This window comes from Streptococcus sp. 68 (assembly GCF_013277415.1).
Classification (GTDB): Bacteria; Bacillota; Bacilli; order Lactobacillales; family Streptococcaceae; genus Streptococcus.
Window position 1 is genome coordinate 19,273 of sequence record NZ_VMMX01000014.1, and the last position, 13,165, is coordinate 32,437.

The window sequence follows — 13,165 nt, forward strand, 5'->3', positions numbered from 1 at the left end:
ATTTATTCTTCTTATTATACCAAAAAACGGTTTAAAAATCTTTCTAAACCATTTATTTTTGATATTTTTTACATTAGATCAGCCTCTTTAAGAGCTGTCTGTACGGTCTCAAGTGGTAAATGAGTCAATTCTGTTCCCTTTTCTTGATAGAGGTATTGGGCGTAGTCATCCATTCGGTACTGGTTGATATAAACCACACGCTTACAACCGACCTGAAGCAATTGTTTTGTACAGTTGAGACAAGGAAAATGGGTTACATAGGCTGTAAAGCCTTTAGGAACACCACGTTCTGCACCTTGAAGGATAGCATTGACCTCAGCGTGAAGGGTGCGAACACAGTGACCTTCAATGACCAGACATTCGTGGTCAATACAATGCTCGGTACCTGACACCGAACCATTGTAACCAGTGGAAATCACCTTATTATCCTTAACCAGAATTGCACCCACTTTAGCGCGTTTACAAGTGGAACGATTGGCAATTAGTAATGCTTGGGCTGCAAAATACTCATCCCAGGCCAGTCTTTTTTCAGTCATATCTCTTCTCCTTTTTCTCTATTTTTTAAAAAATGGTAACCGTAAATCTGCAATCTTTTCAGCAGGTACCTTCATGCCATCCTTAATCCATTTTAGAAGGACAGAGACGATAGCCGAGCTCCAGAAGGAATGAAGATAAGAGCTGACACCTTTTGATTTTCCATGGTATTTTTCCAGAAACTCCTGCATGGCTTGGACAAAGATTTTTTCCAGATGGTAATCCAAGGCCAGTTGAATCACTCTGGCTTCCTTTCTGGCCTCTCGGAAAAGGTGAACCCAGACCAGATAAAGGTCTGTCTTTAAATCATAATGATGCAACTGTTCCATAATATTGTGGACAGTTCGTTTAAAGACACTTTCTAAAATCTCCTCTTTGGAATCATAATTGCGGTAAAAGGCCGCACGCGAAACGCCTGCACGTTTGACCAATTCAGAAATACTAATCTTAGTCAAGTCCTTTTTTTCCAAGAGTTGTAAGAGGGCTGTTTCAATGGCTTCTCTGGTTAATAAATTGGATTCTTGGTTTGATTTCCTGAGATTTTCAAGAGACTTTTCAGAGATTCTACGTTCAGACATAACATTTTCTTTCTACTTGTCACAACAGACGGATGAGGCTTTTGTTTCAAGGGTTTTCATGATATAATTGTAAAAAAAGACAGAACCTTTGTCAATGTATAACTGACAAAGATGGAGAATTTCTATGACTTGGAAGATTATTGCTGACTCTGGTTGTGATTATCGTCAGCTGGAGACACCAGCTATTGACACGACCTTTGTAAGTGTCCCCTTAACCATTCAAGTAGCTGATCAGGTCTTTGTTGATGATGCCAGTCTTGATATTGACCAAATGATGGAAACCATGTATGCAACTGCAGAAGCTTCAAAATCAGCTTGTCCAAGCCCAGATGATTATTTGCAAGTATTTGAAGGTGCCAAAAATATTTTCCTAGTAACCATCACAGGTACTCTCTCTGGCAGCCACAATAGTGCTCAACTAGCAAAAAATATTTATCTGGAAGAACATCCTGATACTAAGATTCATGTGATTGATAGTTTGTCTGCTGGCGGTGAAGTTGACTTGCTCGTAGAAAAATTAAATGACTTGGTTGACCAGGGCTTATCTTTTGAGGAAGTTGTTGAAGCTATCACTGCCTATCAAGAAAAAACCAAGTTACTTTTTGTCCTAGCCAAAGTCGATAACTTGGTGAAGAACGGCCGTTTGAGCAAGCTTATCGGTACGGTCGTTGGCCTTCTCAATATCCGTATGGTTGGAGAAGCTAGTGAAACTGGAACCCTTGAATTGCTACAAAAAGCAAGAGGAGCAAAGAAAGCGATTCAGGCAGCCTATGAAGAGTTAGTAAAAGCAGGATATACTGGTGGCCGTATCGTCATGGCCCAACGTAATAACGAGAAATGTTGTCAACAGCTCTCAGAGCGAATTCGCGAAACCTTCCCACAGGCGGATATTAAAATTCTCCCGACATCTGGTCTCTGCAGTTTCTATGCAGAAGATGGCGGTTTGTTGATGGGATATGAAATCAACTAAGATCATTAGCAACAAGAGATGTCGAGCATCTCTTGTTTTTTGTGGTACAATAGATCTATGAAACATTTTGATACTATTGTCATCGGTGGAGGGCCTGCGGGCATGATGGCTACCATTTCCAGTAGCTTTTATGGTCAGAAAACTCTTCTCATCGAAAAAAATCGGAAACTCGGAAAAAAATTAGCTGGTACTGGTGGTGGTCGTTGCAATGTAACCAACAATGGTAGTTTGGATGACCTGCTAGCTGGAATTCCTGGAAATGGACGCTTTTTATACAGTGTCTTCTCCCAGTTTGATAACCATGATATCATCAACTTTTTTACTGAAAATGGGGTTAAACTCAAGGTCGAGGACCACGGACGCGTCTTTCCTGCTAGTGACAAATCTCGTACCATTATTGAAGCCTTGGAAAAGAAAATCACTGAGCTCGGTGGTCAAGTTGCTACTCAAACAGAAATTGTTTCGGTTAAAAAGGTGGATGACCAATTTGTTCTTAAATCAGCTGACCAAATCTTCACTTGTGATAAACTGATTGTCACAACTGGTGGAAAATCCTATCCTTCCACTGGTTCGACTGGTTTTGGACATGAGATTGCCCGTCATTTTAAACACACCATTACCGAACTTGAGGCTGCTGAAAGTCCATTATTAACGGATTTTCCACACAAAGCACTTCAGGGGATTTCACTAGACGATGTGACCTTAAGCTATGGAAAACATGTCATCACGCACGATCTGCTTTTTACCCACTTTGGTTTGTCTGGCCCTGCTGCTCTGCGTATGTCTAGCTTTGTCAAGGGTGGGGAGGTTCTCTCACTGGATGTTTTCCCTCAACTTTCTGAGAAGGACTTGGCTGCATTCCTAGAAGAAAATCGTGAAAAATCCTTGAAAAACGCTTTAAAAACTTTGCTTCCAGAACGCTTGGCAGAATTTTTTGTACAAGGCTATCCAGAAAAAGTCAAACAACTGACTGAAAAGGAACGCGAACAACTTCTCCAGTCTATCAAAGTACTCAAAATCCCTGTGACCGGAAAAATGTCCCTTGCCAAGTCCTTTGTTACCAAAGGGGGTGTCAGTCTCAAGGAAATCAATCCCAAAACTCTAGAAAGTAAGCTGGTACCTGGACTCCACTTTGCTGGCGAGGTACTAGATATCAATGCCCACACGGGTGGCTTTAACATCACTTCTGCCCTCTGCACTGGTTGGGTGGCGGGATCAAACCCAATCTAAATCTGAATTATTTAATGGCTAAATCAGCCCCAAAAGAAAGGAAGTCCTTTGGAACATATTATCTTGTTAAGGGGAGTTACTCCTAATGGAAAAAATGCTATCCCTAGAATGTCTTATCTAGTAGATATCTTAACAGAAGCCGGTTTTCAACAAGTTCGAACCTATATTCAAAGTGGTAATATCATTCTTGAAAGTAACTTAGCCTTAGAAAAAATACGAGAACAGGTTCATACTCTAATAAAGGAAAAGATTGGAGCCGATCTCAAAATAATCATTAAGAATAAGGATATTTTTAAAAACATTGTCCAAGAAAACCCTTTTGGAGAACACTATCTTTATGACCGTATACACGTGATTTTTTATCAAGAATCTATTCAAAGCCTCCCTTTAGACAAATTGAAAATTGATTACGGTGAAGAAGAAATTTGTATCGGTAACCATTGTCTTTACCTCTATCTCCCTAGAACTGCAAAACAAAAGAAACTCCATACCAACTATCTTGAAAAGCTTTTTAATGTAGATTTGACCATGCGAAAACTAAATGTAGTAGAAAAATTATTAAGCAAGTAGTGCTTGAACTTAGTAAAAATCGGAAGAATACTCCTCCGATTTTATTTTGTCTGAGTTTGGACATAGTGGGCAATGACATCTGATGTGTACTGGGCAGTGCCAGTTCCAAATTTATCAATGTTTTCCTTAAACTCTGGGTTGTAGACGTAGCCTTTACCGATATGACCGAATACCTCAATGGAGCAGTCAAATCCATAAGTACGAATAGCTTGCAAGAGCTTAGCAGCTTCTTCTTGGTTTTAAGTTGCTGTTACAGGCAGACCAGCTTGAAGATTTTGTGCCAATGCTTGAAAAACTTGGTTGAAGGCAGCCGTAGCCTCATCTTCGTGACCTTTTTGGCGCTCCAGCGCTTGGTCCATGACTTCTTGTCCATATTTCTCTACCGCCTCTTGGTGGTATTTTTGATGGTCTTTGTAGTTAAATCCAGCAAATTTCTCTTGAATGCTCATTTCTCTTTCTCCTTTTTGTTCTTGAATGGTTTTTTGCAAGGTTGAAATCAAGCTATCCAGATGTTGCCTTTCTCGAGTCAAATAGTCCAACTGTCTGGTCAAATGAGGCAATAAATCTGTCCTTTCTTCCTTTAATAGCTCTGCTATTTTTTCTAAAGAAAAACCTAGATATTTATAGTAAAGAATAACCTGAAGGCGTTCCAAATCTTCTTTACTGTAGATTCGATAACCGTTTTCTGACTTTAAAGGAACTAAGAGTCCTATCTTGTCGTAGTGGTGCAGGGTCTTGACGGAGACACCTGAAAGCTGGGCAGCTTCTTTTATATGGTACATGATTTCCTCCTTATACTCAATGAAAATCAAAGAGCAAACTAGGAAGCTAGCCGCAGGCTGTACTTGTGTACGGTAAGGCGACGCTGACGTGGTTTGAAGAGATTTTCGAAGAGTATTACATTGATAGTATAACCCCTCCCCTTAGGTCAGAGTCAAGCGTTTTTGCGAAATTTTTTACTTTATCATAACATGAAAATGGTTTTCTTGACAGACCTTAGAAAACATGATAGGATAGTCAAGTCTATCAATCAAAAGAAACGCTCACTTTAAGTACTTACGAGTCTATTTGCCAAGGGCAGTAGCTTTTTCTTTTGTAACACTAATTTTAGGAGTTTAACTATGTCTGAAAAATCGCAATGGGGTTCTAAACTGGGCTTTATCCTAGCATCTGCTGGTTCAGCCATCGGACTTGGAGCCGTTTGGAAATTCCCCTACATGACTGCTGCTAACGGTGGAGGAGGCTTTTTACTGGTCTTTCTCATTTCCACTATTTTAATCGGTTTCCCTCTACTGCTTGCTGAGTTTGCCCTCGGCCGAAGTGCTGGTGTTTCAGCTATCAAAACCTTTGGAAAACTAGGCAATAATAGCAAGTACAACTTTATCGGTTGGATTGGTGCCTTTGCCCTCTTTATCCTTCTCTCTTTCTATAGTGTTATTGGAGGATGGATTTTAGTCTATCTAGGAATTGAGTTTGGAAAATTGTTCCAACTTAGCGGAACTGGTGATTATGCTCAGTTATTTACTTCAATCATTTCAAATCCAGCCATTGCCCTAGGAGCTCAAGCTGCCTTTATCTTGTTGAATATCTTTATTGTATCACGTGGGGTTCAAAAAGGGATTGAAAGAGCTTCGAAAGTCATGATGCCCCTGCTCTTTATCATCTTTGTTGTCATCATCGGGCGCTCTCTCAGTTTGCCAAATGCCATGGAAGGCGTTCTCTACTTCCTCAAACCAGACTTTTCAAAACTGACAAGTTCTGGTCTCCTCTATGCTCTGGGACAATCTTTCTTTGCCCTCTCACTAGGGGTTACAGCTATGTTGACCTATGCTTCTTACTTGGACAAGAAAACCAATCTAGTTCAATCAGGGATTTCTATCGTTGCCATGAATATCTCAGTATCCATCATGGCAGGTCTAGCCATTTTCCCAGCTATGTCAGCCTTCAATATCCAGTCTGAAGGGGGACCGAGCTTGCTCTTTATCGTCTTGCCTCAACTCTTTGACAAGATGCCTTTGGGAACCATTTTCTACATCCTCTTTCTCTTGCTCTTCCTCTTTGCGACGGTCACTTCCTCTGTCGTGATGCTGGAAATCAATGTGGGTAATATCACCAATCAGGACAACAGCAAGCGTGCCAAATGGAGTGTGATTTTGGGAATCTTGACCTTTGTCTTTGGAATTCCTTCGGCCCTATCCTATGGAGTTATGGCGGATGTTCACATCTTTGGGAAGACCTTCTTTGACGCTATGGATTTCTTGGTTTCCAATCTCCTCATGCCATTTGGAGCCCTCTGCCTTTCACTCTTTACTGGCTACATCTTTAAGAAGACACTTGCTATGGAGGAACTGCATCTTGATGAAAGAGCATGGAAACAAGGACTTTTCCAAGTCTGGCTCTTCCTTCTTCGTTTCGTCATTCCAATCATCATCATCGTGGTCTTTATCGCCCAATTTATGTAATCAAAAAGGACTTGAGTAGTGAACTCAGGCCCTTTCTTACTTTATGGATGGCTAACAATCAATTCCAAACCTTGCCCTTCCAGAGTCCAAGCTTCAACATCACTTGGTAGGATAAAGTGGCTGCCTTTTTGGATTGGATAGTTTTTTCCGTCAACAGTTAGCTGACCTTGACCAGCTAGGACACTGAATAAGCTGTAGTCAGCTGTCTTTTCGAAGTCAACTTTTCCAGTAATTTCCCACTTGTAAACTGCAAAGAAATCATTGGATACAAGGAGAGTGGAACGCAAATCATCTGCTTTAACAGTTACAGGACGGCTATTTGCAGGCTCACCAATATTCAAGACATCAATGGATTTTTCAAGATGAAGTTCACGCAAGTTGCCCTTGTCGTCCTTGCGGTCAAAGTCATAAACGCGATAGGTAGTATCACTAGACTGTTGGGTTTCAAGAATCAAGATGCCTGCACCGATAGCGTGCATAGTTCCACTTGGCACATAGAAGAAATCTCCAGCCTTAACTGGTACTTTTGTCAGCAAGGCATCCCAGTTTTTATCTTCGATTTGCTGGCGGAGTTCTTCTTTTGACTTGGCATTATGCCCGTAGATAATCTCTGAACCTTCATCCGCAGCGATGATGTACCAGCACTCTGTTTTTCCAAGCTCGCCTTCATGCTCGAGTCCATAAGCATCATCTGGATGAACTTGAACACTGAGCCAGTCATTGGCATCGAGAATTTTGGTCAAAAGTGGAAATACAGGTTCAGGACGATTGCCAAATAACTCACGGTGTTCTGCATACAAAGTAGCTAGGTCTGTTCCCTGGTAGCGTCCATTGGCAACTTTAGAGACACCATTTGGATGGGCTGAGATGGCCCAATATTCTCCGATTTTTTCACTTGGGATGTCGTAGCCAAACTCATCACGTAGCTTGGTACCACCCCAAATTTTTTCTTGCATAACTGATTGTAAAAATAATGGTTCTGACATCTTGATCTCCTGTCTGATTTTTCTCCCCTCATTATAGCAAAAAAAGAGTTCGAATTGAACTCTTTTTAACATCTTATAAAGTAGGGAGAAGATTTTATAAAAATAGTAACCATATACTTTTTTCTTTGATAGAGACGAACATAAAAAACTCTCGTAAAGCTAGCTGTAACTGGACTTTTTCCCTCAACTCTCATTCAAAAATTACTTTAATGAAGCATCTATTTTCATAAAATAAAAAGACTGAAACCAGTCTTCTTTTTAAATCAATGCCGTAATAGCTGTTACTAAGCCAAAAACGATACCTGGTGCATTAGCAGCTGCAAGTGGAATATCTCTTTCCCTCTTGAAAAGACCATAGTAAACCCAGAGACTACAGTTGATAGCTGCGACTAGGGGTTGAATGAAGTTGCCTTTTTGACCGGCAAGATTATTCATGATTTGTGGGAAATATGACACATACATCATAACAGACATAAAGGTCGCTGCCCAACCCAACACTTTCATTTGTTTTTCAGACATTTTCAAAACCTCTTTTATTCTTTTATACTTTCTATTTTATAATTTAATACAAAAACAAGCAAGAATTTAAGACTTTTATTATAAAAATGTAAACTATCACAGTCTTGTAATAAGAAACAGACCGGATTGCTCCGATCTGTTTGATCCATAAAATGTAAAAATGAATAGCTCTTGTCAATCAATGAATAGATTGATTGATAGTTTGATTGATTATCAGCAAGCCGTGGTTAATGATTGCAGCAATATCTTCAAGACCATGAAGAATAAAACTTCCTATAATCAATCCTAGAATAATTGAACAGATAATCATGGTCACACAGATTAGATAAATATCCTTTTTTTGCATCTCTTTCCTCCTACTATCTATTCATGGAGATATTTCAATCCCAAGTTCCAGTGAAATAAGAAAATTCACTTACTACAGCTGTTTAATCATATTTCTCCTTTCCACATCAGTCTTATTTTCTGCTATTATATTTTTATTATAATGTTTTAAGAAAACGCTGTCAACCTTTTATATGCAATTGCTTTATATTAAAAGACCGGATTGCTCCGATCTTTCAATAGTTCATATTCTCAATTTCTGTTTTAAGAATGGTTAAGGTTAACGTCAAATGACTAAGCGTCCTATTTCATACGATAAAAATCAATCACTAGACCAGCTGGACCTTTAACTAATAAGGACTCTGTTCCCCAATCCGTTTCACAAATACCGTTTAAAATCTCGACACCGATCTCTTTTAAACGTTGGTAATTCTGGTCTACATTCTCAACCTCAAGGTGAAGAATGATTCCTGACTGAAAGTTTTCCAAAGGAACCAAATGATTTTGAGACAACATCAGACAGTGACTGCCAATCGTAAACTGAGCAAAACCATCATCAGCATAATCTGCCTTTTTATCCAAGATATACTCCAAGTCAGTACAGACTTGGGGAACATCTGCAACGATAATATCTAATTGATTTAAATTCATTTACTCTCCTCCATAAAAAGACCGGATTGCTCCGATCTTTTCAAGTTCCGCTCTATGAAAATCAAAGCATAAAATCTACAAGTTTTATATTTGATTTTCGACGAGAGGAATTATTTAATTGCGCGTGATTGCAATCCTTCTTCTTCCAAGAAGAGACGGAATGGTACGAGTTCTTCTGCTTCGTATTTTTCTTTGAAGGCTTTGATAGCTTCTTCTGAGTGTTGTTTTGGATCCAACTCAAGTACTTCTACTGGAAGTGGACGGTGTGGAGTGATGCGAGCATCGATCACAACAGTTTTACCTTCTTTGTTCAATTTAACAGCTTCTGCAACAACTGCATCGATGTCTTCGATACGGTCAACTGTAAATCCAACAGCACCTTGCGCTTCAGCGATTTTCGCATAGTCAGCATTAGGGAAGTCACAACCAAACAAGTGTTTGTTTGTGTCTTCGTATTTGTCCTTGATGAAGGCATATTTACCATTTGAGAAGACAACGTTGATAACTGGAAGGTCGTATTGAACGTTTGTGATAACGTCTGGGTAGCACATGTTGAATGCACCGTCACCCATGATGTTCCATACTTGGCGATCTGGATTGTCTTTCTTAGCAGCGATACCACCAGGAAGGGCAATACCCATTGTCGCAAAGAGTGGAGATGTACGCCACATGTTCTTAGGTGTCATGTGAAGGTGACGAGTAGATGTTTGAGTAGTGTCACCTACGTCGATTGAGTAGATAGCGTCTTGATCAGCATGTTTGTTGATTGCATTGTAAACTTGATACAATTGCAATTCACCCTCAGTTTTACCTTCGAGTTTGTTCATGTAATCACGCCAGTTTTGGTTGTTCTTAACGTTTGCACGCCACCATGGAGTAGATTCAACTGGATTCACTTTGTCAAGGATTGCTTTCGCTGCTTGACCTGCGTCACCAAGGATTGAAGCGTCAAGGGCGTGACGTTTACCAAGTTTGTAAGGGTCAATATCAACTTGGATGAATTTTTCAGTGTTCTTGAATGCTTCATAAACTTCAGCAAATGGGAAGTTTGAACCAAGGAAAAGAACTGTGTCTGCTTCAAAGACCACTTCGTTGGCTGGTTTCCAACCAACACGGTAAGCAGAACCTGTCAAACCTTCATAGTTCCATTCGAAAGCTTCAAAGTTTTTACCAGTTGTGATGATTGGTGCTTTGATTTTACGTGACAATTCAGTAATCACTTCACCAGCTTTCACACCACCGTAACCAGCATAGATAACTGGACGTTCAGCATTGTTCAAGATTTCAACAGCTTTGTCGATTTCAACTTCGTTCAAAGCAGGAGCGATGAATGAACGCTCGTATGAACCTGATCCATAGTATGAGTTTTCGTCGATTTCTTGGAAACCGAAGTTTACTGGGATTTCAACAACAGCTGGACCTTTTTTAGAAACTGCAGCACGGCAAGCTTCGTCAATAACTTTTGGCAATTGCTCAGCGTAAGCTACACGTTTGTTATATACAGCGATACCGTTGTACATTGGGTTTTGGTTCAATTCTTGGAAAGCATCCATGTTGAGTTCGTTAACTGGACGTGATCCAAGGATTGCTAGGAATGGAGTGTTATCCATAGCTGCATCGTAAACACCGTTAATCAAGTGAGTCGCACCTGGACCACCTGAACCAACTGCAACCCCGATTGAGCCGCCGAATTTAGCTTGCATAACCGCTGCAAGAGCACCTGTTTCTTCGTGACGAACTTGCAAGAAGCGGATATCTTTGTCTTCAGCCAAAGCATCCATCAATGAGCTGAGTGTTCCTGATGGGATACCGTAGATTGTGTCTACGCCCCATGTTTTCAATACATTAAGCATTGCTGCAGATGCAGTAATTTTCCCTTGAGTCATAGTGATAACTCTCCTTCAATTTTTTTAGACTTGGAGAATACGATTACATAGAATTGGAAACGTTCTCCAAACTTTTACTATTCCACTGTATCATATTTATGCTGACTTTTCTAAAAATCTGCTCAAAACTCTCTATTCTCTATTCTAATACAGTTTTGAAAGTGCTGCCATTCCTGTTTTATAACAAAGAAATCTAGTCATTACTTTTAGTATATTTTACTAAAGTTTAGTAAGAGTGAACTAGTCAGAACAGATACAGAACTAAAGGCCATGGCTAGACCTGCCAATTCTGGATTGAGCGCCAGTCCAACACCAGAAAAGACTCCTGCTGCAATCGGAATTCCTACGACATTGTAGATAAAGGCCCAGAAAAGATTGAGCAGAATTCGATGAAAGGTTTTCTTACTCATGTCAAAGGCACGCACCACTCCTAGGAGGTTATTAGTTGTCAACACCAAATCTGCTGACTCGATGGCGATATCTGTTCCAGCTCCCATGGCAATCCCCACATCAGCTACACTGAGGGCAGGAGCATCATTGATACCGTCCCCAACAAAGGCTACTTTGCCTGACTGTTGCAGTTTATGAATTTCATGAGCTTTTTCTTCTGGCAAGACACCTGCAATGACCTCTTCGATTCCGATTTGATCTGCAATAGCACGCGCTACACCTGCATTATCTCCTGTCAGCATGACTGTTTTAAGACCACGCTTTTTCAACTGACTGATGGCTAGCTTAGCATTTTCCTTAGGAATATCTTGCAAAGCAAGCAAGCCTTTGATTTCATTGTCAACAGCCAAAAACACAACTGTCTTAGCTTCTTTTTCCAGTTCTTCTAGTTTATCTTGATAAGTGCTAGAAATATCCATGCCATCCAGCATTTTAGCATTTCCAAGTAAAACTTGTTTTCCATTGATTTTCCCTGAAACACCTTTTCCGTGCAAGGCTTGGAAATTTTCCACAGTGTGAAGCTCAAGTCCAGCTTCATTCGCTCGCTTGACAATGGCCTCAGCTAGTGGGTGTTGAGAAGCTTCTTCTAGGGAGGCTGCCAAGCCAAGCACTTCTACTTCGTCGCCGATGATATCGGTTACCACAGGCTTCCCTTCCGTCAAAGTCCCTGTTTTATCAAAGACAAGAGTTTGAACTTTCTGGATTTCCTGTAGAACCATTCCATTTTTGAGAAGAACCCCCATCTTGGCACTGCGTCCTGTCCCTACCATAAGGGCTGTCGGTGTTGCAAGTCCCAAGGCACAAGGGCAGGCGATAATCAAAACAGCCACCCCATAGAGAAGAGAAGAGACAAAACTCGCTCCAAGCACGACTACACTATCCCTGAGCAAGACGAACCAAACCCAAAAGGTCACAATCCCTAAAATGACAACTGCTGGGACAAAAATCCCTGAAATTTTATCCGTCAAGTCCTGAATCGGCGCACGACTTGTCTGAGCTTTCTTCACAAAATCCACAATCTGAGCCAAAACAGTCTCTGAACCAACTTTTTCTGCTCTAAAAACAAGTGTTCCACTATTATTGATGGTTGAACCAATGACGGTATCTCCAACTGTCTTGTCCACAGGCAGACTCTCACCTGTCACCATAGACTCATCAATACTAGAGATACCTTCTACTACGACACCATCAACCGCAATCTTTTCACCGGGACGCACTCGAATCAGGTCACCTACCTTGACTTGCTCCAAAGGAACTTGAACATAGCGATCCTCACGCAAGACTTCTGCTGTTTTAGCCTGCAAGTCCAGCAATTTCTCCACAGCTTGGGAAGTATTTTTCCGCATTTTCTCCTCAAAAACGGCTCCCATAAGAACGAAGAAGAAGATAAATGCAGCACTTTCAAAGTAAACGGGGAGACCAGCGAAGAGGGCAACTAAGCTATAGAAATAGGCCACTAGGGTTCCCAGAGCAACCAAGGTATCCATGTTGGCATTGTGCTTTTTAAAACTAGCCCAAGCACTTTGGATATAAGGACCACCTGCTACTAGCATAATCGGTGTTGTGGCTAAAAAGGTTCCCCAACGCATAACTTGGTGACTAATTCCTCCTGTCGACATCCCAATCATGAGAATCACAAGAGGCACAGTAAAGATACTAGTAATCCAAAAACGCTGTAAAAGTGATAGAGATTTTCGAGTCTTCTCAACTACGGTATAACTCACCTTTTGCATCTTCATGCCACAAGAAAATTCATGTTGACCTAATTCTTGAGGGGTAAAACGAATTGTTTTCTCTTCGTCTACGCCGATTGGTTCTAGAATACCTTCTTCTTCAAACAGAATTTCCTTATAACAGTTTGAAGGTGTTACACGGTGAAAGGTGATCTCAGCAGGAACTCCTTTTTGCAGTTGAATGTGGGCTGGATGGTAGCCTTTGTCTGCCGTGATACGGATTTTTTGAACACCATTTTCAAGACTTGCTTTTACAATTTCAGTCATATCAT

Annotated in this window: 12 protein-coding genes and 1 pseudogene; 4 read left to right on the top strand and 9 right to left on the bottom strand. The window is 40.6% G+C overall.

Features of this window, described 5'->3' with window-relative positions:
- Positions 1–68: 68 nt before the first annotated feature.
- Positions 69–536, bottom strand: coding sequence for a cytidine/deoxycytidylate deaminase family protein (locus HT720_RS08355; protein WP_000136976.1), 468 nt, complete (start codon positions 534–536; stop codon positions 69–71).
- An 18-nt stretch (positions 537–554) separates the two neighbouring features.
- Entirely contained in the window at positions 555–1,112 is a 558-nt protein-coding gene (locus HT720_RS08360; protein WP_000004136.1) for a TetR/AcrR family transcriptional regulator, read from the bottom strand.
- Positions 1,113–1,236: 124 nt separating this feature from the next.
- Between HT720_RS08360 and HT720_RS08365 the strand changes: the two genes are divergently transcribed.
- From HT720_RS08365 to HT720_RS08375, 3 genes are read left to right on the top strand one after another with little or no spacing between them, the layout of a single operon-like run.
- A complete protein-coding gene (locus HT720_RS08365; protein WP_173275605.1) occupies positions 1,237–2,082 on the top strand; it encodes a DegV family protein in 846 nt (281 codons plus the stop codon).
- A 57-nt stretch (positions 2,083–2,139) separates the two neighbouring features.
- On the top strand, positions 2,140–3,312 hold the full coding sequence (locus HT720_RS08370) for an NAD(P)/FAD-dependent oxidoreductase (RefSeq protein WP_173275608.1): 1,173 nt from the start codon (positions 2,140–2,142) through the stop codon (positions 3,310–3,312).
- A 48-nt stretch (positions 3,313–3,360) separates the two neighbouring features.
- Complete coding sequence (locus HT720_RS08375; RefSeq protein ID WP_173275611.1) at positions 3,361–3,882, top strand: DUF1697 domain-containing protein; 522 nt, start codon at positions 3,361–3,363, stop codon at positions 3,880–3,882.
- 41 nt (positions 3,883–3,923) lie between these two features.
- Here HT720_RS08375 and HT720_RS08380 read toward each other — a convergent pair.
- Positions 3,924–4,664: pseudogene (locus tag HT720_RS08380) on the bottom strand (MerR family transcriptional regulator).
- A gap of 339 nt (positions 4,665–5,003) precedes the next feature.
- On the opposite strand from HT720_RS08380, the gene HT720_RS08385 reads away from it, so the two are divergent.
- A complete protein-coding gene (locus HT720_RS08385) occupies positions 5,004–6,344 on the top strand; it encodes a sodium-dependent transporter (RefSeq protein WP_173275614.1) in 1,341 nt (446 codons plus the stop codon).
- A gap of 41 nt (positions 6,345–6,385) precedes the next feature.
- Here the strand turns inward: HT720_RS08385 and manA are convergent, their stop codons facing one another.
- The 6 genes from manA to HT720_RS08415 form a co-directional block, all read right to left on the bottom strand.
- Positions 6,386–7,330 carry a mannose-6-phosphate isomerase, class I gene (gene manA / locus HT720_RS08390; RefSeq protein WP_173275617.1) on the bottom strand — a complete coding sequence of 315 codons (945 nt, stop codon included), beginning with the start codon at positions 7,328–7,330 and terminating at the stop codon, positions 6,386–6,388.
- 258 nt (positions 7,331–7,588) lie between these two features.
- On the bottom strand, positions 7,589–7,849 hold the full coding sequence (locus HT720_RS08395) for a SemiSWEET family transporter (protein WP_173275620.1): 261 nt from the start codon (positions 7,847–7,849) through the stop codon (positions 7,589–7,591).
- Between the two features lie 178 nt (positions 7,850–8,027).
- A complete protein-coding gene (locus tag HT720_RS08400) occupies positions 8,028–8,195 on the bottom strand; it encodes a hypothetical protein (RefSeq protein ID WP_173275623.1) in 168 nt (55 codons plus the stop codon).
- Between the two features lie 281 nt (positions 8,196–8,476).
- The gene (locus HT720_RS08405; RefSeq protein ID WP_173275625.1) at positions 8,477–8,824 is read right to left on the bottom strand and encodes a VOC family protein; all 348 of its coding nucleotides are present in this window, start codon (positions 8,822–8,824) and stop codon (positions 8,477–8,479) included.
- Positions 8,825–8,934: 110 nt separating this feature from the next.
- The gene (spxB, locus tag HT720_RS08410; protein ID WP_173275628.1) at positions 8,935–10,710 is read right to left on the bottom strand and encodes a pyruvate oxidase; all 1,776 of its coding nucleotides are present in this window, start codon (positions 10,708–10,710) and stop codon (positions 8,935–8,937) included.
- 206 nt (positions 10,711–10,916) lie between these two features.
- Positions 10,917–13,160 carry a heavy metal translocating P-type ATPase gene (locus HT720_RS08415; RefSeq protein ID WP_173275631.1) on the bottom strand — a complete coding sequence of 748 codons (2,244 nt, stop codon included), beginning with the start codon at positions 13,158–13,160 and terminating at the stop codon, positions 10,917–10,919.
- Between the last annotated feature and the right edge of the window lie 5 nt (positions 13,161–13,165).

Excerpts from the sequence above, each read along its gene's own strand:
- HT720_RS08395 (WP_173275620.1), bottom strand. The coding sequence starts at position 7,849 with ATGTCTGAAAAACAAATGAAAGTGTTGGGTTGGGCAGCGACCTTTATG.
- manA (WP_173275617.1), bottom strand. The coding sequence starts at position 7,330 with ATGTCAGAACCATTATTTTTACAATCAGTTATGCAAGAAAAAATTTGG.
- HT720_RS08405 (WP_173275625.1), bottom strand. The coding sequence starts at position 8,824 with ATGAATTTAAATCAATTAGATATTATCGTTGCAGATGTTCCCCAAGTC.
- HT720_RS08355 (WP_000136976.1), bottom strand. The coding sequence starts at position 536 with ATGACTGAAAAAAGACTGGCCTGGGATGAGTATTTTGCAGCCCAAGCA.
- HT720_RS08370 (WP_173275608.1), top strand. The coding sequence starts at position 2,140 with ATGAAACATTTTGATACTATTGTCATCGGTGGAGGGCCTGCGGGCATG.
- HT720_RS08360 (WP_000004136.1), bottom strand. The coding sequence starts at position 1,112 with ATGTCTGAACGTAGAATCTCTGAAAAGTCTCTTGAAAATCTCAGGAAA.
- spxB (WP_173275628.1), bottom strand. The coding sequence starts at position 10,710 with ATGACTCAAGGGAAAATTACTGCATCTGCAGCAATGCTTAATGTATTG.
- HT720_RS08400 (WP_173275623.1), bottom strand. The coding sequence starts at position 8,195 with ATGCAAAAAAAGGATATTTATCTAATCTGTGTGACCATGATTATCTGT.
- HT720_RS08415 (WP_173275631.1), bottom strand. The coding sequence starts at position 13,160 with ATGACTGAAATTGTAAAAGCAAGTCTTGAAAATGGTGTTCAAAAAATC.
- HT720_RS08365 (WP_173275605.1), top strand. The coding sequence starts at position 1,237 with ATGACTTGGAAGATTATTGCTGACTCTGGTTGTGATTATCGTCAGCTG.
- HT720_RS08385 (WP_173275614.1), top strand. The coding sequence starts at position 5,004 with ATGTCTGAAAAATCGCAATGGGGTTCTAAACTGGGCTTTATCCTAGCA.